Annotated in this window: 21 protein-coding genes; 13 read left to right on the top strand and 8 right to left on the bottom strand. The window is 72.9% G+C overall.

Annotation, left to right across the window (positions count from 1 at the left end):
- Positions 1 to 54: 54 nt before the first annotated feature.
- The 6 genes from OG470_RS02765 (at position 55) to glmM (ending at position 4,729) form a co-directional block, all read left to right on the top strand.
- Positions 55 to 312 carry a DUF6364 family protein gene (locus tag OG470_RS02765; protein WP_328420433.1) on the top strand — a complete coding sequence of 86 codons (258 nt, stop codon included), beginning with the start codon at positions 55 to 57 and terminating at the stop codon, positions 310 to 312.
- Positions 302 to 595 (top strand): hypothetical protein, encoded by a 294-nt coding sequence (locus OG470_RS02760; RefSeq protein ID WP_328420431.1) that lies wholly within the window; start codon positions 302 to 304, stop codon positions 593 to 595. The genes OG470_RS02765 and OG470_RS02760 overlap by 11 nt, the downstream gene beginning before the upstream one ends.
- Before the next feature lie 141 nt (positions 596 to 736).
- Positions 737 to 2,119 (top strand): MFS transporter, encoded by a 1,383-nt coding sequence (locus OG470_RS02755; RefSeq protein WP_442931033.1) that lies wholly within the window; start codon positions 737 to 739, stop codon positions 2,117 to 2,119.
- Between the two features lie 209 nt (positions 2,120 to 2,328).
- Complete coding sequence (gene rplM / locus OG470_RS02750) at positions 2,329 to 2,772, top strand: 50S ribosomal protein L13 (protein WP_109815637.1); 444 nt, start codon at positions 2,329 to 2,331, stop codon at positions 2,770 to 2,772.
- Between the two features lie 20 nt (positions 2,773 to 2,792).
- Positions 2,793 to 3,257: a 30S ribosomal protein S9 gene (gene rpsI / locus OG470_RS02745; protein WP_328420426.1), complete on the top strand. Its 465-nt coding sequence runs from the start codon at positions 2,793 to 2,795 to the stop codon at positions 3,255 to 3,257.
- 116 nt (positions 3,258 to 3,373) lie between these two features.
- A complete protein-coding gene (gene glmM / locus OG470_RS02740) occupies positions 3,374 to 4,729 on the top strand; it encodes a phosphoglucosamine mutase (RefSeq protein WP_328420424.1) in 1,356 nt (451 codons plus the stop codon).
- 21 nt (positions 4,730 to 4,750) lie between these two features.
- Here the strand turns inward: glmM and OG470_RS02735 are convergent, their stop codons facing one another.
- Both OG470_RS02735 and OG470_RS02730 read right to left on the bottom strand, forming a co-directional pair.
- The gene (locus tag OG470_RS02735; protein ID WP_328420422.1) at positions 4,751 to 5,497 is read right to left on the bottom strand and encodes an ABC transporter ATP-binding protein; all 747 of its coding nucleotides are present in this window, start codon (positions 5,495 to 5,497) and stop codon (positions 4,751 to 4,753) included.
- A gap of 6 nt (positions 5,498 to 5,503) precedes the next feature.
- Positions 5,504 to 8,329: an FtsX-like permease family protein gene (locus tag OG470_RS02730; RefSeq protein ID WP_328420420.1), complete on the bottom strand. Its 2,826-nt coding sequence runs from the start codon at positions 8,327 to 8,329 to the stop codon at positions 5,504 to 5,506.
- Between the two features lie 75 nt (positions 8,330 to 8,404).
- Between OG470_RS02730 and OG470_RS02725 the strand changes: the two genes are divergently transcribed.
- Complete coding sequence (locus tag OG470_RS02725) at positions 8,405 to 9,037, top strand: PadR family transcriptional regulator (protein WP_328420418.1); 633 nt, start codon at positions 8,405 to 8,407, stop codon at positions 9,035 to 9,037.
- On the opposite strand, the gene OG470_RS02720 is transcribed toward OG470_RS02725, so the two are convergent.
- Positions 9,003 to 10,160, bottom strand: a complete 1,158-nt coding sequence (locus OG470_RS02720) for a pyridoxal phosphate-dependent aminotransferase (RefSeq protein ID WP_328426105.1) — start codon at positions 10,158 to 10,160, stop codon at positions 9,003 to 9,005. The two genes, OG470_RS02725 and OG470_RS02720, sit on opposite strands and share 35 nt — an antisense overlap.
- An 83-nt stretch (positions 10,161 to 10,243) precedes the next feature.
- A complete protein-coding gene (locus OG470_RS02715; RefSeq protein WP_328420416.1) occupies positions 10,244 to 10,828 on the bottom strand; it encodes an MmpS family transport accessory protein in 585 nt (194 codons plus the stop codon).
- 363 nt (positions 10,829 to 11,191) lie between these two features.
- Between OG470_RS02715 and glmS the strand changes: the two genes are divergently transcribed.
- Positions 11,192 to 13,105 carry a glutamine--fructose-6-phosphate transaminase (isomerizing) gene (gene glmS, locus OG470_RS02710; RefSeq protein WP_328420414.1) on the top strand — a complete coding sequence of 638 codons (1,914 nt, stop codon included), beginning with the start codon at positions 11,192 to 11,194 and terminating at the stop codon, positions 13,103 to 13,105.
- A 177-nt stretch (positions 13,106 to 13,282) separates the two neighbouring features.
- Here glmS and OG470_RS02705 read toward each other — a convergent pair whose 3' ends face one another.
- Genes OG470_RS02705 through OG470_RS02695 form a run of 3 tightly spaced genes read right to left on the bottom strand, consistent with a single transcriptional unit; the run spans position 13,283 to position 15,166 of the window.
- Positions 13,283 to 13,453 carry a hypothetical protein gene (locus tag OG470_RS02705; RefSeq protein ID WP_328420412.1) on the bottom strand — a complete coding sequence of 57 codons (171 nt, stop codon included), beginning with the start codon at positions 13,451 to 13,453 and terminating at the stop codon, positions 13,283 to 13,285.
- A complete protein-coding gene (locus tag OG470_RS02700) occupies positions 13,395 to 14,873 on the bottom strand; it encodes an alpha/beta hydrolase (protein ID WP_328420410.1) in 1,479 nt (492 codons plus the stop codon). The genes OG470_RS02705 and OG470_RS02700 overlap by 59 nt, the downstream gene beginning before the upstream one ends.
- Positions 14,870 to 15,166: a hypothetical protein gene (locus OG470_RS02695; protein ID WP_328420408.1), complete on the bottom strand. Its 297-nt coding sequence runs from the start codon at positions 15,164 to 15,166 to the stop codon at positions 14,870 to 14,872. Before OG470_RS02695 ends, OG470_RS02700 begins: the two co-directional genes overlap by 4 nt.
- A gap of 173 nt (positions 15,167 to 15,339) precedes the next feature.
- On the opposite strand from OG470_RS02695, the gene OG470_RS02690 reads away from it, so the two are divergent.
- The 5 genes from OG470_RS02690 (at position 15,340) to tsaE (ending at position 20,189) form a co-directional block, all read left to right on the top strand.
- On the top strand, positions 15,340 to 15,708 hold the full coding sequence (locus tag OG470_RS02690) for a holo-ACP synthase (RefSeq protein WP_328420406.1): 369 nt from the start codon (positions 15,340 to 15,342) through the stop codon (positions 15,706 to 15,708).
- A gap of 55 nt (positions 15,709 to 15,763) precedes the next feature.
- On the top strand, positions 15,764 to 17,233 hold the full coding sequence (locus OG470_RS02685; RefSeq protein ID WP_328420404.1) for an NAD(P)H-hydrate dehydratase: 1,470 nt from the start codon (positions 15,764 to 15,766) through the stop codon (positions 17,231 to 17,233).
- A gap of 89 nt (positions 17,234 to 17,322) precedes the next feature.
- Positions 17,323 to 18,441, top strand: a complete 1,119-nt coding sequence (gene alr / locus OG470_RS02680) for an alanine racemase (protein WP_328420402.1) — start codon at positions 17,323 to 17,325, stop codon at positions 18,439 to 18,441.
- Positions 18,442 to 18,555: 114 nt separating this feature from the next.
- Entirely contained in the window at positions 18,556 to 19,662 is a 1,107-nt protein-coding gene (locus OG470_RS02675) for an alpha/beta fold hydrolase (RefSeq protein WP_442931032.1), read from the top strand.
- Complete coding sequence (tsaE, locus tag OG470_RS02670) at positions 19,659 to 20,189, top strand: tRNA (adenosine(37)-N6)-threonylcarbamoyltransferase complex ATPase subunit type 1 TsaE (RefSeq protein WP_328420400.1); 531 nt, start codon at positions 19,659 to 19,661, stop codon at positions 20,187 to 20,189. The genes OG470_RS02675 and tsaE overlap by 4 nt, the downstream gene beginning before the upstream one ends.
- On the opposite strand, the gene OG470_RS02665 is transcribed toward tsaE, so the two are convergent.
- Complete coding sequence (locus OG470_RS02665; RefSeq protein WP_328420398.1) at positions 20,186 to 21,460, bottom strand: lipase family protein; 1,275 nt, start codon at positions 21,458 to 21,460, stop codon at positions 20,186 to 20,188. The genes tsaE and OG470_RS02665 overlap by 4 nt on opposite strands.
- Between the last annotated feature and the right edge of the window lie 202 nt (positions 21,461 to 21,662).

Here is a 21,662-nt window from a genome sequence, read left to right as displayed (position 1 = left end):
AGTTGGCGGGCGCGCGGATGACTGGTGGTCATACCGATGGGTAGTCTCCTCGGCATGACTGCCAAGGTGACCCTGTCGTTCACAGACGAGACGATCGAGGAGGCCCGGCGGTTCGCCAAGCGCGAAGGGCTGTCGCTCTCCGCGTGGATGGACCAGGCCGCCCGGGAGAAGGCGCTGCGCGAGGTCTTCACCGCGCACGCCGCCGCCGTGGGTCGCGCCGGCATGGACCTGGAGTCCGCCGCCCTCGCCGACGCCCGCGAGGTGGGCATGGTCGACGACCTGCTCTTCCGCGGCCGGCCGCGTGCTGCGTAGGGGTGAGGTCTGGCGCATCGAGGGCGCTCGGGAACGCCTCGGACTCGTGATCAGCTCGGACGTCTACAACTCCACCGACGTGCCGATCGTGATCGTCGTCGAGGTGGTCGAGGAGTCGCTGCTGCGGGACTCCCCGCTCGCCGTGACGATGGGCCGCTACGTGGTGATGCCCGACCGCCTCTCCTCGCCGATGAAGAAGTGGTTCACCGATTGCGTGGACGTCGCCGACACCGACACCATGCTCCGGGTCGGCCGCGCGCTGCGCATCCTCCAGGAGCTCTGACCTCCGACCGGGGTGCCCCGCTCACTACCGCTGCCGGCCCCCGGTGCGGTTACCGTTTCCGGGCCGACCCGCGACGGGCACCGCCCGGTAACCCGGTGTTCCTAGCGTTCCCCCTGGTCACATCGACGAGGAGGAGCCGCAGTGAGCACGCTCACCAGCACCGCAGTCACCGCCGTGCCGCCGGGCGCCACGGGGCGCCGGCACCGCCTCGACGACTGGCGCCCCGAGGACCCCGACTTCTGGCGGACAACGGGCGCACCGATCGCCCGGCGCAACCTCTGGGTCTCGGTCTTCGCCGAGCACGTCGGCTTCTCGGTGTGGAGCCTCTGGTCGGTGACCGTGCTCTTCCTCGGCCCCGAGTACGGCATCGATCCGGCCGGGAAATTCCTGCTCACCGCGGTGCCGGCCGCGCTGGGCGCAGTGCTGAGGCTGCCGTACACGCTGGCGGTGGCCCGCTTCGGTGGGCGGCGCTGGACGATCGTCAGCGCACTGCTGCTGCTGGTGCCCGCGGTGCCGATGACTTTGCTGCTGGAGCCCGGGGTGTCCTACACCACGCTGATGGTGCTCGCCTGCCTCACCGGCGTCGGAGGTGGCAACTTCGCATCCTCGATGGCGAACATCAACCTGTTCTATCCACAGCGGCTCAAAGGCCGGGCCCTCGGGCTCAACGCCGGTGGCGGCAACCTGGGCGTACCCGCGGTGCAGTTGGTCGGGCTGGCGGTGCTGGCCACCGCCGGTGCCGCGTACCCCCGGCTGGTTCCGGCGGTCTACCTGCCGCTGATCGTGCTGGCCGCGCTGGCGGCGGCCCGCTGGTTGGACACCGTGCCCGGGGTGCGCAACGAGTCGGGCGCGCTGCGCGAGGCCGCCCGCGACCCGCACACCTGGATCATGTCGCTCCTCTACATCGGCACCTTCGGCTCGTTCATCGGGTTCGGCTTCGCGTTCGGTCAGGTGCTCCAGCTCCAGTTCGCCGAGCGGTTCCCGACCCCCGTCGACGCTGCCTGGTTGACCTTCCTCGGCCCGCTGGTGGGCTCGCTGATCCGGCCGCTGGGCGGGCACCTCGCCGACCGACTCGGCGGAGCCCGGGTGACCTTCTGGAACTTCGTGGCGATGGCGGCCGGCGCCGGAGCGGTGCTGTACGCGGCCCGGGAGCGCTCGTTCGGGCTCTACCTGGCCGGGTTCCTCGCCCTCTTCGTCTTCTCCGGCATCGGCAACGGCTCCACGTACAAGATGATCCCGGCCATCTTCCGGGCCCGGGCGGCGGACGCGGTGGCCGCGGGCCGGCGCGACCCGGAGGCCGCAGCCCGTTGGGCGCGGCGCATGACCGGCGCGTTGATCGGGATTGCCGGCGCGGTCGGCGCCTCCGGCGGCGTGCTGGTCAACGTCGCGTTCCGCCAGTCGTTCCTCGGCTCCGGCAAGGCCGACGCCGCCTACCTGGCGTTCATCGGCTGGTACGCGCTGTGTGTCGCGGTGACCTGGGTCGCGTATCGTCGTCCGAGGGCCGAAGGGCTCGCTGGCGTGTGAGCTGGGCCACGGCCGTTGGGTCGCCGCGCGGGGCCGTACCCCCGTTTTGACCTGCCGACCGGGCGCCCGGTATCGTTGCCTGCTGTTGTACGACATCCAGAGGCGTGCCCTATCAGGTACGCTTGGTCGTTCGTGCGCGCTGGTCCGGCCTGCAAGATCTGGTCACCTCGGCGCGCGACCCCAGACCGACGACGAGACAAGGTAGACCTGTGCGTACGTACAGCCCGAAGCCGGGTGAGATCGAGCGTCAGTGGCACGTCATCGACGCCTCTGATGTCGTGCTGGGCCGCCTGGCCACCCACGCCGCCACGTTGCTGCGTGGTAAGCACAAGCCGACTTTCGCGCCGCACGTCGACACGGGCGACTTTGTCGTCATCGTGAACGCGGGCAAGGTTGCGCTGACCGGCAACAAGCGCCAGACCAAGGTTGCTTACCGCCACTCCGGTTACCCGGGTGGTCTGAAGCAGGTCGGCTATGACGAGCTGCTGACCAAGCGCCCCGAGCGGGCCATCGAGCTGGCCGTGAAGGGGATGCTCCCGCACAACAAGCTCGGCCGTCAGCTGATCAAGAAGCTGAAGGTCTACGCCGGTGCCGAGCACCCGCACGGCGCTCAGCAGCCGATGCCGTTCGAGATCAAGCAGATCGCGCAGTGAGCGCGGGCGAAGGAAGCAGCATGACCGACATCACCGAGACCGAGGTTGCCCCCGAGGCCACCGAGGCGCCCGCGCCCGTCGCCCGCGCGCCGCGTGGTGACCGCCCGATCCAGACCGTGGGTCGGCGCAAGCAGGCCATCGTCCGGGTCCGTATCGTTCCGGGCACCGGCAAGATCACCTGCAACGGCCGCGACCTTGAGGCCTACTTCCCGAGCAAGGTGCACCAGCAGCTGATCAAGGACCCGCTGGTCACCGCCGAGAAGCCCGAGCAGTTCGACGTCATCGCCAACCTGCGCGGCGGCGGCACCACCGGCCAGGCCGGCGCGCTGCGGCTGGGCATCGCCCGGGCGCTGATCGTGAACGAGCCGGACGACCGCCCGGCCCTGAAGAAGGCCGGCTTCCTCACTCGGGACGCCCGGGTCAAGGAGAGCAAGAAGTACGGCCTCAAGAAGGCCCGTAAGGCTCCCCAGTACTCGAAGCGCTGATCTTCGCCAGCGCGTTGTACTTCTGACGGACGGCCGGTCCGCCTCCCCTCCAACGGGGAGGTGGGCCGGCCGTTCCGCTTTCTCCTCAACAGCAGTGTCATCGGAGGTTGGCGGCTATGGGTCGGTTGTTCGGCACGGACGGCGTACGCGGGCGGGCGAACGCGGATCTCACCCCCGAGTTGGCGCTCGCGCTGGCCGTGGCCGCCGCGCACACTCTCGCCGAGACGGACCGCAGCCATCCGCCGCTCGCGGTGGTCGGCCGGGACACCCGGGCCAGCGGGGAGATGCTGGAGGCTGCCGTGGTGGCCGGGCTCACCAGCGCCGGTGCCAACGTGGTGCGGGTCGGCGTGCTGCCCACCCCGGCGGTGGCGTACCTCACCGCAGAGGCCAAGGCAGACCTCGGCGTGATGCTCTCCGCGTCACACAACCCGATGCCGGACAACGGCATCAAGCTCTTCGCCGCCGGCGGGCACAAGCTGCCCGACGAGATCGAGATGCAGATCGAGGCGGCCGTCGAGACGAACGCCACCACCGCCTGGGACCGGCCGATCGGCGCCGGCGTCGGCCGGGTGCACGACCTGCTCGACGGTGCGGACCACTACGTCCAGCACCTGGTCGGCACCGTGCCGCACCGGCTCGACGGGATCAAGGTCGTGGTCGACTGCGCCAACGGAGCCGCCGCCGAGGTAGCCCCGGTCGCCTACCGGGAGGCTGGCGCGGAGGTCGTGGCGATCCACGCCGAGCCGGACGGGCTGAACATCAACGACGACTGCGGCTCCAACCACATCGAGGCGCTGCGCGAGGCCGTGGTCGAGCACGGCGCCCACCTGGGCATCGCCCACGACGGTGACGCCGACCGCTGCGTGGCGGTCACCGCCGACGGCGACGAGGTCGACGGCGACGAGGTGATGGCGATCCTCGCGCTGGCCATGCGGGACGCCGGCACGCTCACCCAGGACACCCTGGTGGCCACCGTGATGAGCAACCTCGGGCTGCGGCTGGCCATGTCCGCACAGGGCATCCGGCTGATCGAGACCAAGGTCGGCGACCGGTACGTGCTGGAGGAGCTGCGCGGCTCCGGGCTGGCGCTCGGCGGCGAGCAGAGCGGCCACATCGTCATGCCCGCACACGCCACCACCGGCGACGGGGTGCTCACCGGCCTGCACCTGATGGCCCGGATGGCGGCCACCGGCCGGTCCCTGGCCGAGTTGGCCTCGGTGGTCACCAAGCTGCCCCAGGTGCTGATCAACGTGCCCGTCGGCGACCGGACCGTCGGCGCCAACGCACCGGCCGTACGCGCCGAGGTCGAGCGGGTCGAGGCGGAACTGGGCGAGACCGGCCGGGTGCTGCTGCGCCCGTCGGGCACCGAGCCGCTGGTCCGGGTGATGGTCGAGGCGGCCACCGAGCAGACCGCCCGCGAGGTCGCCGAGCGGATCGCCGAGCAGGTCCGCACCGCCAGCCCTGTCGGCTGAAACCGCCGTCCCGCTGCGCCGTCACAGCCGTAGCCGGGCCGCCCGCTCGTACGTCTCGGCCGGGTCCTCGCCGTCGGTGAGGTCCAGGTCCTCGGTGACGCGTCCGTCGTTCAGACGGACCAGTCGGTCGCAGCGGGCGGCGATGGCCTGTTCGTGTGTGGCGAGCAGGATGGTCATGCCGTGCCGGTCGCGAAGGTCGAGCAGCAGATCGAGGATCTGCCCGCCGGTGGTCGAGTCGAGGTTGCCGGTGGGCTCGTCGGCCAGCAGCAGGCCCGGTGCGCCCATCAGCGCCCGGGCGATGGCGACCCGTTGCTGCTGACCGCCGGAGAGCTGCGCGGGCAGCGCGCGCTCCCGCCCGGCCAGGCCAACCGCGTCCAGCAACTCCCGGGCTCGGGCCGCGTGATCGGCCCGGCCCCGGCGGGGGAGGACGGGCGCGATCACGTTGTCCAGCACGGTGAGCGCGGGCAGCAGGTGATAACGCTGGAACACGAAGCCGACCCGTTGCCGGAAGCGTGCCAGCGCCGCCCTGCGCAGGCTGCTGACCACCACGCCGTCGACGGTGACGGTGCCCTCGTCGGGCTGCTCGATCGCGCCGATCAGGTGTAGCAGCGTCGACTTGCCCGACCCGCTCGGCCCGGTCAGCGCGACCACCGAACCGGCCGCGATGGTCAGGGACACGTCGTCGACGGCCGTCAACCGGTCCGCGCCGGTGCCGAACTGTCGGATCAGGTGGTCGACCGCGATCGCGCTGCCGCTCTGCTCGCTCATGATCTGCTACTCCTCTGCCAGTAGTCGGGCGGGCCGCAGGCGCGGCAACAGAGCGGCGGGCACCAGCGCGGCGACGGCGCTGACCAACGCGCCCGCCAGCGCCGTCAGCGCGGCGACCAGGACCAGCGCGCCGGGAAGGTCGCCGATCAGCCAGCCCGCGCTGGCCAGGCCGATCGCCGCTCCGGTCGTCGCCCCCACGATCCCCAGCGCCAGCCCCTCGTAGCCGACCAGCCGGCCCAGCTCGGCGTCGGTCCAGCCGATCGCGCGCAGGGTGGCCAGCTCGGCGGCCCGGTCGCGGATGTTCAGGTAGAGCACGTCCGCGACCGCTGCGGCACCGAGCAGCACCGTGGCGGCAGCGGCCACGGTGTCCGCGCCGCGCACGCTCAGCGAGACCATGTCGCCGAGCAGACTGCCGACGATTGCGCCCCGGAACGCCCACGTGGCAGCGGCGACCAGCGTCAGCGCGGCCACCCCGATCGCCAGCGCACCGGCACCGAGGAATGTGCGCCCGGGGGTGCGGGCCAGGTTGACCAGGGCCAGCCCGAAGAGGGTCCGCGGCCGACGTGCCCAGCCGGCGGGAGCGACCATCGGGCGGAGGGCGGCGGCCGGGTGGGCGCGCGCGGCCCGCAGCGCCGGCACCAGGCCCGCGGCCAGAGCGAGCAGCAGGGCGATGGGTACGGCCAGGGCCGACCGCCGCCAGTCGACGTCGATGCCGAGCGCCATCCCGAGCGGCACCGCGAGCGTCAGCGACAACAGGCCGGCGATGAGCCCGAGCAGGGCGACCTCGCCGAGGATCAGCGCCGCGATCCGACGGACCGGCCAGCCGAGGCAGGAGAGCACCGCCAGTTCGGAGCGCCGGTCGCGGACGGCAGCGCTGACCGCGTTGCCGAGGAACAGCACGCAGACCACCAGCACCAGCACGAAGAGCACCAGGCTCTTACGGTCCACCGCCTGCGTGATGACCGATGCCACGCCGAGTGCCGACCAGTTCTCGGTCAGCCGCAGCATCGGCCGTCCGAACGAGCCGGCGGGCAACTCCACGGTCTGTGGTGCGGCCGAGGAGCCGAGCGTGATGTCGACGTCCAGCCCCGTGCGTGCCGCGATCTGCTCGGCGACCAGCCGGACCCGCTCGGCGGAATGCTCGCTGTAGCCGCCCACATCGGCCACCCGCACCCGGATCGCGCTGATCGGCGCCTTGGCCTGTGGCCCGCCGCCGCCCTGAAGGAGTTTCGGCACGCTGCCGAGGTTGGTGAGGAGCAGCGGCGGCGCCGAGAGGTAGCCGGCGGGATTGCCGCTGGGCGCCAGTGGCTGACCGCCCAGTGCTGCCCGGCTGCGGTCGTCGGCACCCTGCGCCATCGGCGCCTGGTAGGTCTCCAGCGGCAGTTGGCCGAGGTCGCTGAACCCGGTCAGCCGGCCCGGGTCGAAGACACCGATGGCCCGCCAGAAGCGATTGGGGGTGTTTCCGCCCGTGGGTAGCGGCAGCGCCCGTACCGATCGCGAACCGCTGTCGTCGGCGAGCCAGGGTCGGGGCATCGGGTTGAAGGCTTCCTCTTCGCCGTACACCTCGGGGTTGCCGGGCGGCTGCTGGCGAGCGCGCAGGCTGCCGTCGGGTAGCCGGTCGTACTGCACGTCGGCCGACTGCACGACGGTTTGCAGTTGGCCGACACAGCACCCGGCCGGCGACAGCTCCTCGGTCAGCATTGCCTGGTGGCCGGCGGTGAGGTCGTACCGGCTGGACCCGGCCGGAGTCCCACCAGGGCGGCTCAACGTCTTTTCCAGGTCGATTGCCTCCACGCCGACGGGACTGATCGCGAGCCGGGTGAATCTGGCCGCCAGCGACTCGTCGATGAAGGGTCGGTTGGTGACGAGGACCGGCACCTCGTGGTTCTCCGCCGTGCCGAGGCGTCTGACGGCGACCGTGTCGTCCACGCGGACGGCTCGGCCCGTGACCACGGCATCGTCGAGGCCGACCAGCTGTTCCTCGGCCGCCGGGTCCACCGCCGCCAGGAGGAACGGCACGGTCAGGTCGTATGCCAGCACCAGCCGGTCGGCGGGTGTCGAGGAGCCGTCCCGGTCGGTCGCCAGCAGGTAGGGCGGGCCTTGGAACCGGCCGTCGGGCAGCAGTTGCACGGCGTCCAGGGACCAGTGCTCGCGCTCGGAGAGCGTGCCCGGGTTTCCGAGCAGGGCGAATTGCGGATCGCAGATGGGAAGGCTGCGCCCGTCCGGCTGCACCTCCCGGGTAGTAAGCCCACAGGTGTCCGACCAGGGGTACGACCGCCCATCGGAGTACGGCGTGGCACTGCTGTCGATCTCCCCGTCGAGCCGGGGGTAGATCAGCGGCTTCGTGGTCACGTACACGTACCGGGGTTTGCCCGGCGCGCGGGAGAGACCACGTTCGGCGTGGAAGGTCGGGTCGACCCGGATGACCTGACGATCGAGCGATCGGTCGACGGCGTCGGTGAGGTCGATTGGCGTCGGTAGCAGGGTGGTGGAATAGCCGAGCATCGCGATCGGGGCCGCCACCTCGATGCCGGGGACCGCTTGTACCTGCTCGTACTGCTGGGTGGTGATGCCGCCGAAGAGCCCGGAGAGATAGTTGGGGCGGACGAGCCCGCGCTCGGCCTCCAGCGGAGTGCGGGTCCCCTTCGGACGGACCAGGATCTCGTAGGCGACCTGGGTGTTGCGCTCGACCGTGCCGGTGACGTCCAGGTGGGAGGTGGTGGTGGCGCCGGTCAGGACCACGAAGCCGGTGGTGGCCACCAGCACGCCGACCAACAGCGCCACCGACCGCCCCGCACGGCCGCGCAGCTGTCTCCAGATGAAGCCGAGCATGTCGCGCCTCCCCGTGTGCTGTCTCCCACTCTGCGCGATACATTGTGACAATGCAAGACCCGTACCGGAGGTGACATGGCGATCCAGCACGCCGTCCTCGCCCTGCTCGCTGGTGGCCCCAGCCACGGCTACCAGCTCAAGGGCGCGTTCGAGGCAGCCGTCGGCCCGCAGTGGGGGCCGCTGAACATCGGCCACCTCTACCAGATCCTCGACCGGCTCTCCCGGGACGAGCTGGTCGTCGCCGAACGGCAACCGCAGCCGATCAAGCCGGACCGGGTGGTCTACGAGATCACCCCGGACGGCCGCGCGGAGTTGGCGCGGTGGTTGGCCGAGCCGAGTCCGCGCAGCGGCGGATTCCGGGACGACTTCTTCCTCAAGGTCACCGCCGCCGCCCGGTCCGGCTCGGCAGCCACGGTTCGCGCGGTGCTCAGCAACCAGCGCGGGCACCTGCTGCGCGAGCTGCGCAATCTGGACGGCCTACGCCGTGCCGTCGAGGACCCGGTGGTCGGGTTGCTGCTCACGGCGGCAAGCCGGCACGTGACGGCGGACCTGTCGTTCGTGGACGACGCCGAGTCGGTGCTGCTCGGTGACGAGGGCCAACTGCTGACCCGGCTCGCGACATCGACGGCGGATCAGTCGTCGAGCGACCCCGGGTCGGCCCTCCCCGGGCCGGTCAGTGGCTCGGGCTCAGAGCGCGCAGTCGGGTGACCGCCTCGGTCAGCACCTCGGGACGCTTGCAGAAGGCGAAGCGGATCAGCCGCCGGCCCGCGTTGGCGTCGTCGTAGAAGACCTGGGTGGGCACTGCCACCACGCCGCAGCGCTCCGGCAGCGAGCGGCAGAACTCCACCCCGTCCCGGCCGCCCAGGGCGGTGACGTCGGCCGTGACGAAGTACGTCCCCTCCGGCACCAGCACCTCGAACCCGGCGTCGGTGAGGCCGCCGACGAGCTGGTCACGGCGCTGCTGGAGCCCGTCCCGGAAGCCCATGTAGTAGTCGTCCGGCAGGGCCAGTGCCACGGCGACCGCCGGTTGCAGCGGTGCCGCGTTGACGAAGGTGAGGAACTGCTTCACCCGCAACACCGCCGAGACCAGCGCCGCCGGACCGCTCACCCAGCCGACCTTCCAACCGGTGCAGGAGAAGGTCTTGCCGGCGGAGGAGATGCGCAGCGTTCGCTCTCGCATCCCGGGCAGGCTGGCCAGCGACACGTGCGGGCTCGCCGCGTCGGTGAACACCAGGTGCTCGTACACCTCGTCGGTGACCGCGTACGCGCCGTGCTCCTGGCACAGCTCGGCGATCATTGCCAGCTCGGCCGGGGTGAACACCTTGCCGGTGGGGTTGTGCGGCGAGTTGAGCAGTACCAGCCGGGTGCGGGGGCCGAACGCCGCGCGCAGCGCGGCCGGGTCGAAGGCGTACCGGCCGTCGGCGGCGGGACGAAGCGTGACCGGCCGCCGGACCGCGCCGGCCAGCGCGATCGAGGCGGCGTACGAGTCGTAGTACGGCTCGAAGCAGACCACCTCGTCGCCCGGCTCGCAGAGGGCGAGGATGCTGGCCGCGATCGCCTCGGTCGCGCCTGCGGTGATCACGATCTCGCCGTCCGGGTCGTACGCCAGGTCGTGGAACCGCCGTTGGTGCTCCGCGACCGCCGCACGCAGGGCGGGGATGCCCGGCCCTGGCGGGTACTGGTTCTGCCCGCCACGCAGCGCCTCGGCCGCGGCGGCCAGCATCTCGGGTGGGCCGTCGGTGTCCGGGAAGCCCTGGCCGAGGTTGACCGCCCCGGTCCGTACCGCGAGGGCGGACATCTCGGCGAAGATCGTCGTGCCGAACGGCCGCATCCGGGCCACCAGCGGGTCGACATCGGTGCTCGTCGTCACCTGCGTCAGCCTACGGGCCAGCGCTGTCGGTTCAACACGGCCGCTCAGCCGAAGCAGCTCGCCCGCCATCCCGCACTGCTGGTCTCCTCGGTCACCGGCTTGCCCGCTTCGACGGTGACCGAGCAGGCGATCCGCTCCCCGCTGCCGACGGTCTTGCCAGCCTGCACCATCACCTGGTCCCGGTGGTCGGTGCGGATGCTCGTCCGCCACGGCAGCGCGGCCCCGTCCAGCCAGATGCCTTCGCCGTTCGCGTCGTAGTAGAGGATGTCGGCGCGTCCCTGCCCGGTGACCTCGTAGACCACCTCTATCTGGCCGGGACCGGCGGACGGGGTCGTCGCGGGACTGGCCGACGGGGTCGGCGCCGGCGCGGCAGCGGGGGCATCCGGGACGCCAGCGCCGGCGGCCGGGTCACCCTGGGGCGGCTGGTCGTCCGGGCGGAAGGACGCGTACACGCCGAAACCGCCGCCGAGCAGGAGCGCGGCGGCGAGTGCCGCGGCGATCACCGTTTGCCGGCGCCCACCCGGCGCCGAACCGGGGTGCCCCGGCAGGGGAGCCGGATCGCCGGAGTGCGGGTGCACGGGGGTCGGTGGAGGCGTGAACGAATCGGAGGGCGACGGTCCCTCGGACATGACTACTCCGCTCTCAGGGTGACCGGCGCGGTTCTCGGCCGGCGGCCGTCAGTTTACGGACGGCGGACAGCGGTCCAACCGGCCGCCCAGCCGAGGCGGCTGGCGCCCCGTCCGGTCCCGGGCACCGCGCTCACGGCGCCGGGGCGAGGCTGCCGCCCCGGCGGGACGAGGTTGTCGCCCGCCGGCCGGTTGCGGCCCTCAATGTACGGGTAGGCGGGGAGCGGCGAACGCCCGTGTTGTCGCACGCCCGGCCGGCGATTCGGCCAGGGCGGCGCACTGCGTCGGATGTTCGCTCAAATTCAATGTTCGTTTAGCCGACTTTCGAGCAACCATGATGAGCGAAACTGGGTTAGGCTGCGGGCCATGTGTGGAATCGTGGGATACGCGGGCGCGCGCCCCGCACTCGGCATCGTGCTCGACGGGCTGCGGCGGCTGGAATACCGCGGCTACGACTCAGCGGGCGTCGCGATCGTCTGCGATGACCAGCTGCTGATCGAGAAGAAGGCCGGCAAGCTGGCCAACCTGGAGAAGGTGCTCTCCGAGCGGGCCGCCGACGACCCGGCCTCCTGCGCGGCCAGCCCGATCGGCATCGGTGACGGCACCACCGGCATCGGCCACACCCGCTGGGCCACCCACGGCGGCCCGACCGACCGCAACGCCCACCCGCACCTCGCCCCCGACGGCCGGGTCGCGGTGATCCACAACGGCATCATCGAGAACTTCGCCAAGCTGCGCGCCGAGCTGGAGGCCGACGGCGTCCAGTTCACCAGCGACACCGACACCGAGTGCGCGGCCCACCTGCTCTCCGCCGCGCTGGCCGACCTGCGCGCAGCCGGTCAGCCGGACAGCCCGCAGCTGCTCGCCGCCGGCATGCGGGTGGTCTGCCAGCGGCTGGAGGGTGCCTTCACCCTGCTCGCCGTCGACGCCTCGGTGCCCGGCGCGGTCGTCGGCGCCCGGCGCAACTCGCCGCTCGTGGTTGGTCGGGGCGACGGGGAAAACTACCTGGCCAGCGACGTCGCCGCGTTCATCGAGCACACCCGGGAAGCGGTCGAGCTGGGCCAGGACCAGATCGTCCTGATCACCGGTGACAGCATCGAGATCACCGACTTCCACGGCCAGCCCGCCAGCGGCAAGGACTTCCACGTCGACTGGGACTCGTCGGCCGCCGAGAAGGGTGGCTACGACTGGTTCATGCTCAAGGAGATCGAGGAGCAGCCGCAGGCCATCGCCGACACGCTGCTCGGCCGGCTCACCGAGACCGGTGAGATCGCCCTCGACGAGGTCCGCCTCAGCGACCAGGATCTGCGCGACGTGGACAAGATCTTCATCGTAGCCTGCGGCACCTCCTACCACGCCGGGATGGTGGCGAAGTACGCCATCGAGCACTGGACCCGGATCCCCTGCGAGGTGGAGCTGGCCAGCGAGTTCCGCTACCGCGACCCGGTGCTCGACCGCTCCACGCTGATCGTGGTCATCTCGCAGTCCGGCGAGACCATGGACACCCTGATGGCGCTGCGCCACGCCAAGGAGCAGAAGGCCCGGGTGCTGGCGATCTGCAACACCAACGGCTCGACCATCCCCCGCGAGTCGGACGCCGTGCTCTACACCCATGGCGGGCCGGAGATCGCCGTCGCCTCCACCAAGGCGTTCCTCACCCAGCTCGTCGCCTGCTACCTGATCGGCCTGCACCTGGCCCAGGTGCGCGGGATCAAGTTCGCCGACGAGGTGGGCGCGGTGGTGGCTCAGCTCCAGGAGATGCCGGGCAAGCTGCGCGAGCTGCTGGACCGCATCGAGCCCGTCCGCGAGCTGGCCCGGGAGCTGAAGTCCGAGCCGACGATACTGTTCATCGGCCGACACGTCGGCTACCCGGTGGCCCTGGAGGGCGCGCTCAAGCTCAAGGAGCTGGCGTACATGCACGCCGAGGGCTTCGCCGCCGGCGAGCTGAAGCACGGCCCCATCGGGCTGATCGACAAGGGCACCCCGGTGATCTGCGTGGTGCCCTCGCCGGTCGGCCGCGGCATGCTGCACGACAAGGTCGTCTCCAACATCCAGGAGGTGCGGGCGCGCGGCGCACGGACCATCGTCATCGCAGAGGAGGGCGACGAGGCCGTCGTCCGGTACGCCGACCACCTGATCTACGTGCCGCGTACGCCGACGCTGCTGGCCCCGCTGGTCACCACGGTGCCGTTGCAGGTGCTCGCCGCCGAGATCGCCGCTGCCCGGGGGCACGACGTGGACCAGCCCCGCAACCTGGCCAAGTCGGTCACCGTCGAGTAACCGAGGCCCGACCTCCGGAGCCCCGGTCGCCGCACCCGCGGTGGCCGGGGCTTCTTGTCGAGCCGGTGCTGGTGCTGGTGCTGGTGCTGGTGCCGGTGGCGGTGGCGGTGGCGACCTGGCCGAGGAGACCGCCAGACGGGGCGCAGCCCGGCATTCGCCGCCGACAAGTGGCCACCGTCAGCGGCCCAGCACGACGCGGGCCATCCCGTCGAGCGCCGGATTGCCCGGGTCCCAGTAGCCGGCGTGCCCGCGCCGGTCGCTGGGGAAGACCCGCCCGCCGAACCCGGGATCAGCCGGGTCGTGGCCGAACCACAGCTCGTGCCCGCCCCGGTCGGGCCAGCCGAGCACGGCGGCGAGCGGGGCAGCGCCGAGCAGCGCGCCGGGCCAGCTCGTCGGCGGGGCGGGCCAGCCGGATCACGTCGTCGGGGGCGCTGCTGGCCCAGACCTGCCCGGGCAGCAGGCCCAACTCGGCGGCGTGCGCCGCACCCACCCCGGGCGAGCCGACGAAGACCAGCGCGTCGGCGGCCAACCCGTGCTCCCGGGCCGCCATGCCCACCACCAGCGAGCCGTAGCTGTGCCCCAGGACGGTCTGCCGGGCCGGCGGTCCCTCGTGGCTGGCCCGTAGCCCCTCCTGGAAGCGGTGCAACGCCGGCCCGGCGTCGCGGGCCTGGCCGGCCGAGGCCGCCTCGGGCAGGAAGTCCGGTGCGTCGTAGTCCAGCCAGAGCACCGCCGAGCTGCGCTCACCCGGGGCGAGCGCGGCACACCGGTCCAGGACCCGCGCCGCCCGGCCCAGCTCGCCGGGGGCGTCGTCCAGACCCGCCGTCATCCCCGGCACATAGGTCAACACCCGGTCGGCATGGTCCGGGTCGCCGAGTGCCATCACCACCCGCCCCTCCCCGGCCGCGTCCAGCCCGAGCAGGTACGCCCGCGGCTCCCCGGCCGCCACCAGCCGCCCAGCCAGCGCCTCCAGCCCGGCCAGCCGCGCCGCCACCCCGCGCAGCCGGACCGACGCGGCCGGCCCGGGCGGCACCCGGGTCAGCAACCGTCGCCGCTCGGCCAGCAACTCCTCGCGCCAGGCACCGAGTCGCAGCCGGTTGGCCTGGTCGCGGGCGGCTACCGGCACCCCGTCCAGGCGGCCGACCAGGGTCGGCTCGTGCCCGACCAGCCACCGCCGCTGCGCCGGGGTCAACCCGGACCACCAGGCCCGGACCAGGGCCGGCGCGGCACCGGGAGCCGGGCGGCCGGGCGGTGGCGGGGACGCCCAGCCGGAGCGGGCGGCTCGGCCCAACTCGTCCAACCGGTCGGCGGCCGTGCGGTCGGCCGCCCCGGCCCGGTCGAGCGCGTCCCGCGGTGCCGCCGCCACCCGGGCTGCCGCCAGGCCGGCCCGCTCGGTCGGCCGCGCCCGGGTCGGATCAACGTGCACCCCGCCCGCCCGGTCCACCACCAGGCCGGACGCATCGGCCAGGGCGACCGCCTCGCCGAGCCGCGCCTTCGCCACCACCAGCCGGCCGGCCAACTCGGCCAGCACCTGGTCGGCCTCGATCAACGCGGGAACGACCGAGGTCAGCTCGTCGCGCAGGCCGGCGAGCCGGGCGTCCGCCGCCGTGGCGGCCGCACCGGACCAGCCGTCCCGCAGCCGCCCGGTGGCCCCACCCAGCTCGCCTGCGCGCCGCTCGACCGGCCCGGTCAACCCGGCCCACGCCGCCCCGGCGGCCCGCCACCCGCCCGGGTCCGCAGCCCAGAGTTGCCGGTAGCCGACGGTGGTCACCGGGGCAGGCCGGCGAACCGGCCGGCGGCCCGGTCGTCCACCGTCTCGTACGCCTCGGCCGCCGCCCGGACCCCACCGGCGGTCGCCGCCACCCGGGTGCCCAGCCGGCAGAGCCAGGCGTGCCCGGCCGCCTCCAGCTCAGCCAGGGCGGCGGCGGCCCGCCACTCGGGCGCCGGCACCAGCAGCCCGGGCAACCCGGCCAGGCCCAGCGCCAAGCGGTGCGCCGCGTTGTCGAGCGCGACGGCCACGGCGCGCAGCTCCTCCGGCCGGACGGCGAACGGCTCCTCGGTCATGACCACACCCCCGTGGACGATCGATATCGACGCGCCGACGCTAGGCGTGGCACGGACGCCCGGAAGTGCCCTGTGGACAGCCGGCTGCGGCCGTACCCCGGCCTGTCCACAGGCGTTGCCCACCACGGGCCCGACGGCTAATCTGCCGCCTTCGCCGCCGGTAGGGTGAACTGGTGATCGTCGCTGTCGGCATCGACGTCGTCCTGGTGGACCGGTTCGCCCGGGCACTGGCGCGGACGCCGCTGCTCGCCGACCGGCTCTTCACCGAGGCCGAGCGGTACACCCGCTCCGGCAACCCGCGCTCGCCGGAGTCGCTCGCCGCCCGCTTCGCCGCCAAGGAGGCCGTCGCCAAGGCGCTCGGCGCGCCGTCCGGGCTGAGCTGGCACGACTGCGAGGTCGTGCCCGATCCGGACGGCCGCCCCTGGCTGACCGTCTCCGGCACGGTCGCGGCGGTGGCGCTCGAGCGTGGGGTCAACCGCTGGCATCTCTCGCTGTCGCACGACGGCGGGATCGCGTCGGCGATGGTGGTCGCGGAACGGTGACGTCGGTCGGGTGGGCCGTCCCGGCCCGCCCGCGAGGGGAATGGGACACGGTGGCATGAGACCGGTGTGGCGGGTGGCTGACGTACGGGCGGCCGAGGCGGGACTGATGGGCACGTTGCCGGAGGGCACGCTGATGCAGCGGGCCGCCGCCGGGCTGGCCCGACGGGCCGCGCTGCTGCTCGTCGAGCGGGGTGGTCTGTACGGCGGGCGGGTGTTGCTGCTGGTCGGCTCCGGTGACAACGGCGGCGACGCGTTGTACGCCGGGGAGCGGTTGGCCCGCCGGGGCGTCGCCGTGTCCGCTCTGCTGCTCGCCCCCGGACGGGCGCATGCCGCAGGGCTGGCCGCGCTGCGGGCCGCCGGTGGCCGGCTGGTGGACCGACCGGTCGGCCCGGTGGACCTGGTCCTCGACGGCATCGTCGGCATCGGCGGCACGGGCGGGCTGCGGGCGAACGCCGACGAGGTGGTGCAGCGCCTCGCTGAGCTGCGTGGGCGGGACGGCGGCCGGGCCACCGTGCTGGCGGTCGACGTGCCGAGCGGGGTGGCGGTGGACACCGGGCACGTACCGCTGGCCGCGTCCGGCCGGCCTACCGCGGTCCGCGCCGACGTGACGGTGACCTTCGGCGCGCTGAAGCCCGCCCTGGTCGTCGGACCCGCCGCCGTGCTGGCCGGGCAGGTGGAGCTGGTCGACATCGGGCTGCGGCCGTGGCTGCGGGGCACCCCGGCGATGCGGGTCACCGAGTGGTCCGACGTGGTCGACTGGTGGCCGCGGCTGGGCCCGGCGTCGGAGAAGTACAGCCGGGGCGTGGTCGGTCTGGCCACCGGCTCGGCCACCTACCCGGGCGCGGCGGTGCTCTCCGTCGGAGGGGCACTGGCCGGGCCGACCGGCATGGTCCGCTACGCCGGCGGCGCCAAGGCGGAGGTGTTGCACCAGCACCCCTCGGTGATCGCCACCGAGCGGGTCGCCGAGGCGGGCCGGGTGCAGGCCTGGGTCTGTGGCTCCGGGCTGGGCACCGGCGAGGACGCGGCGGCCGAGCTGCGCGCCGTGCTGGCCGCGCCGGTGCCGGTGGTGCTCGACGCCGACGCGCTGACCCTGCTCGTGGACGGCTCGCTCGCCGACCAGCTGCGCGGTCGGGACGCGCCGATCGTGGTCACCCCGCACGATCGGGAGTTCAGCCGGCTCTGCGGGGAGGAGCCCGGCGCCGACCGGGTCGGCGCCGCGCTGCGGCTGGCCGCCTGGATGAACGCCGTGGTGCTGCTCAAGGGGGACCGCACGGTGATCGGCACCCCGGACGGTCGGGCGTACGTCAACCCGACCGGCACCTCGGCGCTGGCCACCGGCGGCACCGGCGACGTGTTGGCCGGGCTGCTCGGCTCGCTGCTGGCGTCCGGCCTGCCCCCCGAGCGGGCGGCGGCCTCCGCGGCGTACCTGCACGGGCTGGCCGGCCGGGAGGCGGCCCGCGGCGGGCCGGTGACCGCGCCCGACGTGGCGATCGCGTTGCGTCCGGTTATCGCCCGGCTGGGCTGATCGAGACGGTTGTGGACGAGACGACCGGATCGGCGTCCGGGACGTGCGTCGCCGCCCGCGGTGATCACGGCGGAAAGTAGGCTGGGCGTATGTGGCAGGCCGAGGTACGCGTCGATCTTGACGCGATCCGTGAGAACGTGAGCCGACTCCGCTCCGGCACCACCGCTGAGCTGATGGCGGTGGTCAAGGGCGACGGTTACGGCCATGGCATGCTTCCGGCCGCCCGGGCCGCGCTCGACGCCGGGGCGGACTGGCTCGGTGTCTGCACCCTCGACGAGGCGCTCACGCTGCGCCGGGCCGGAGTGACCGCGCCGGTGCTGGCCTGGCTGCTCGCTCCCGGGCTGCCGCTGCACGAGGGGGTCAGCGCCGGGGTGGATCTGGGCGCGGCCAGCCTGCCGCAACTGGACGAGATGGTCGAGGCGAGCCGGCGCGCCGAGCGCCCGGCCCGGTTGCACCTGAAGATCGACACCGGGCTCTCCCGGGGTGGGGCGACCGTCGCGGACTGGCCGGCGCTGCTGGACGCCGCCGCCAAGGCGCAGGCCGACGGCCTGGTCGAGGTGGTCGGCGTGTGGAGCCACTTCGTGTACGCGGACATGCCCGGCCACCCGACCACCGACCGGCAACTGGCCGTCTTTCACGAGGGGCTGGCCATGGTCGAGCGGGCCGGGCTCCGCCCGCGCTGGCGGCACCTGGCCAACTCGGCGGCGACCCTGACCCGCCCGGACACCCACTTCGACCTGGTCCGCCCCGGCCTGGCCGTCTACGGCCTCTCCCCGGTGGCCGGCGAGACGTACGGGCTGCGCCCGGCGATGACCGCGCGGGCCCGGGTGATGCTCACCAAGCGGGTGCCCTCCGGCACCGGTGTCTCCTACGGGCATACCTACACCACGGAGGCCGACGCCAACCTGGCCGTGGTGCCACTCGGCTACGCCGACGGGGTGCCCCGGCACGCGTCCAACAGCGGGCCGGTGCAGCTCGCCGGCGCGCGGCGGACCATCTCCGGACGGGTCTGCATGGACCAGTTCGTGGTGGACTGCGGCGACGACCCGGTGGCCGACGGCGACGTGGCGACGCTCTTCGGCAGCGGCGCCAACGGCGAGCCGACGGCCGACGACTGGGCTGAAGCGGCCGGCACCATCAACTACGAGATCGTCACCCGGTTCGGCGGCACCCGGGTGCCCCGGGTCTACGACGGCGAGCGGCCGTGAGCGCGAGGAGTGAGCTGGGGTTGCGAGCCCCGCAGTCGCGAACCGAGGTGGCACCGTGAGCGCGAGGAGTGAGCCGGGGTTGCGAGCCCCGCAGTCGCGAACCGAGGTGGCACCGTGAGCGCGAGGCGCATCCCGCGTCCGCGGACCGCGGCTGGCCGGGTCGCCGGAATCGTCGGCGCCGCGGTCGGGGTGGCCGCGGCCGGCCTGGCCGCCGGCGTCGCGACCGAGCGCACCCTGGTCCGCCGGCTCAAGGCCGACCCGGCCGACCGCTACGCGCACGAGAAGTTCGACGAGCAGTGGTACGACGACGCGTTCCGGCTGGAGCTGCCGGACGGCACCGACATCCACGTCGAGGTGGTCGAGCCGACCCGCCCGGTCTCCGGGCATCCGACGGTGGTGCTGGTGCACGGCTTCTGCCTGGACATGGGCACGTTCCACTTCCAGCGGCAGATGCTCGCCGAGCGCGGCGACTACCGGATCGTGGCGTACGACCAGCCCGGTCACGGCCGGTCCGGCCGGCTGGAGACCGGCGAGTACGACCTCGCGGTGCTCGGCCGGACGTTGCGTCAGGTGATCGACCGGACCGCCCCGGACGGGCCGTTGGTGCTGGTCGGCCACTCGATGGGCGGCATGACCATCATGGCGTTCGCCGAGTTGTTCCCGGAGCTGTTCGGGGACCGGGTGGTGGGCACCGTGCTGATGGCCACCTCGGGCGGGCTGATCGCGGAGACCAAGCTGGTCGCGCCGGCGCTGCTCGGGCGGGTCGGCGGCCCGGTGCTGTTCATGGTGAGCAATGCCACCCGGTACGGCGGGCCGGTGATCGACAAGGCCCGCAAGTCGACCTCGAACGTTGCCTGGCTGCTTACCCGCAAGTACGGCTTCGGCACCCGCAAGCCCAGCCCGGCACTGGTGTCCTACGTGGAGATGATGAACTCCCGGACGTCGGCCGACACGGTGACCCGCTATCTGCGGACCCTGGCCACCCACTCGCGCTTCCCGGCGCTCGCGGCGCTGGCCGACACACCGGTGCTCGTGGTGGTCGGCGACAAGGACATGATCACTCCGGTGACCCACTCCGAGGAGATCGTCCGGCGGCTGCCGCACGCCGAGTTCGTGCAGATCCAGGACAGCGGACACGTGGTGATGCTGGAGCACGCGGACGAGGTCAACGCCGCGCTGGCGCGGTTCCTCGAGTCACTGGAGAGCGCGGAGGAACGGTGAGTCACGTCGTCAAGCTGTCGGCCGTCGAAGACACTCGGGAGTTCGGCCTCCAACTGGCCGGGCTGCTGCGCGCCGGTGACCTGGTGCTGTTGACCGGCCCGCTGGGCGCCGGCAAGACCGCGCTCACCCAGGGCATCGGCGCCGGGCTCGGGGTTCTCGGGGACATCACCTCGCCGACGTTCGTGATCGCCCGGGTGCACCGACCCGACCCGGCCCGGGGCGGTCGGGTGGCCCTGGTGCACGCCGACGCGTACCGGCTGGGCGACGCCACCGACCCGCGCGCCGAGATCGACGATCTGGACCTGGACGCCTCGATCGACGAGTCGGTGACCGTGGTCGAGTGGGGCGAGGGCCTGGTCGAGCAGTTGGTCGACGCCCACCTGCGGGTGCGCATCGACCGCCGCGACGACGACACGCGGGTGGTCGAGCTGGACCCGGTCGGCGGCGACTGGGCGCGGCGACTGGCGGCCCTGCACCCCTCACCGATATCGACGAGGGGCGCCGGCCCGGCCGATCTGGAGCGCTAGGGCTGAAGGGGCATCGTCCAGCAGTTGGAGTAGGCGGTCCGGCCCGCGAGCCGGTCGGCCATCCAGGACACCGCGTCGCCCTGGTCGGTGATGAGCGGAACCAGGTGGTTGGTGAGGATCTTGTCTCCGAGGTTCGGCAGGCTGATGGCCTCGTACGTGATGTTGGCACCCTTGCGGCACCAGTCCACGGCCAGCTGGCGGGCCTGCTGGTGGGGAACGATGTCGTCCTGGATGCCGGTCACCAGGCGTACCGGGCCGGCGGGCTTGAGCGTGCCGATGCGCTGGCGGTCGAGCGCCGCTTGCGCCGGGGGCGAGCCCGCGATGACGTCACCGACGGATTTGCCGCTGACGGTCCAGCTGGTGCTCTTCACGAAGCCGTAACCGAAGAGCACGTCGCCGACGCACATGGTCGACACGTCCGTCAGCGCCGCCCTGCCGGTGCTGTTGATGTTCGCCTCGATGACGTCCCGCAGGGCCGGGTCGGACTGGGCGAAGCCGTTCATCGACCAGCCGAGCGCACCCGTCAGGGCGCTGCCGTCGATGCCCTTGAGGACCGTGGTCAGGTCGGCGGGCGGCGCGCCAACGTAGCTGCCGGCCAGTGGCAACTCGGGTGCGTAGGTGGGCTGAAGTTCCGCGGCCGCGGCGCTGGCGCCGCCGCCCTGGCTGTAGCCGTACAGGCCGACGCGTGAGTCCCGGGTGACCGACGCGCCCGGCACGGCGCGCGCTGCGCGGGCCGCGTCCAGCAGGGCGTGCCCCTGGTCGAGGCGGTTGACGTAGGTGTGCACCCGGTCGGTGGCGCCCAGACCGACGTAGTCGGTGACGACGACCGCCGCGCCGGTGGAGAGGAGGCGGTAGATGGCCAGGGACTCGTAGCCGACCGACACGGTGTCGCCGCGCAGGGTCAACGGGTACTGCAACGCCAGCGAGGGCGCGCACTGGTCGCCCTGGCCCATGGTGCCGGAGGCGACGGCCACCAGTGGGCGCGGGCCGGTGCCCCGCCACGCCGCCGACGGTTCGATGTAGGCGCCGGTCACCCCGACGGCCTGGCCGTTGGAGTCGGTGGACCGGTACATCAGCCGGGTCGCCGTGCCCGGCATCGGGCGACCGTCGAGCCCGGGAATGCTCAGGCCGAGCGGCAGGGGCTCGCTGCGGATCAGCGTGCCGTTGGCGGCGGGCAGTTGGGCCGGTGGGTTGTAGAAGGCGGGGATGGTGACACCGCGGGAGACGACGGGCGTCGACAGGTCGGAGGCGGCGGCCGGTGCACCGGACACGCCCAGGCAGACTGCCGCTGCCGCTGCGACGGCCAGCACACGAGAGGAACGGGGACGGGGGTTCCTGTGGCTCACAGTTCACTCCTCACGAGCATTGATGGAGGTGAATGCAAGCTAACAGCGGCCCATACCGTAAGTGACCCACCAGTAAGTTACGCTACGGTAACTTTCGTGGGTCGACCCCGCGTCGTCGCTCGGTGAC

Source organism: Micromonospora sp. NBC_00389 (genome assembly GCF_036059255.1).
Taxonomy (GTDB): Bacteria; Actinomycetota; Actinomycetes; order Mycobacteriales; family Micromonosporaceae; genus Micromonospora.
This window is presented reverse-complemented; position numbering and strand designations above follow the sequence as displayed.

Excerpts from the sequence above, each read along its gene's own strand:
- OG470_RS02720 (WP_328426105.1), bottom strand. The coding sequence starts at position 10,160 with ATGCGGCCGTTCGGCACGACGATCTTCGCCGAGATGTCCGCCCTCGCG.
- rpsI (WP_328420426.1), top strand. The coding sequence starts at position 2,793 with ATGACCGACATCACCGAGACCGAGGTTGCCCCCGAGGCCACCGAGGCG.
- OG470_RS02765 (WP_328420433.1), top strand. The coding sequence starts at position 55 with ATGACTGCCAAGGTGACCCTGTCGTTCACAGACGAGACGATCGAGGAG.
- OG470_RS02725 (WP_328420418.1), top strand. The coding sequence starts at position 8,405 with ATGGCGATCCAGCACGCCGTCCTCGCCCTGCTCGCTGGTGGCCCCAGC.
- OG470_RS02715 (WP_328420416.1), bottom strand. The coding sequence starts at position 10,828 with ATGTCCGAGGGACCGTCGCCCTCCGATTCGTTCACGCCTCCACCGACC.
- OG470_RS02735 (WP_328420422.1), bottom strand. The coding sequence starts at position 5,497 with ATGAGCGAGCAGAGCGGCAGCGCGATCGCGGTCGACCACCTGATCCGA.
- glmS (WP_328420414.1), top strand. The coding sequence starts at position 11,192 with ATGTGTGGAATCGTGGGATACGCGGGCGCGCGCCCCGCACTCGGCATC.
- OG470_RS02685 (WP_328420404.1), top strand. The coding sequence starts at position 15,764 with ATGAGACCGGTGTGGCGGGTGGCTGACGTACGGGCGGCCGAGGCGGGA.
- alr (WP_328420402.1), top strand. The coding sequence starts at position 17,323 with ATGTGGCAGGCCGAGGTACGCGTCGATCTTGACGCGATCCGTGAGAAC.
- glmM (WP_328420424.1), top strand. The coding sequence starts at position 3,374 with ATGGGTCGGTTGTTCGGCACGGACGGCGTACGCGGGCGGGCGAACGCG.
- OG470_RS02695 (WP_328420408.1), bottom strand. The coding sequence starts at position 15,166 with ATGACCGAGGAGCCGTTCGCCGTCCGGCCGGAGGAGCTGCGCGCCGTG.
- OG470_RS02730 (WP_328420420.1), bottom strand. The coding sequence starts at position 8,329 with ATGCTCGGCTTCATCTGGAGACAGCTGCGCGGCCGTGCGGGGCGGTCG.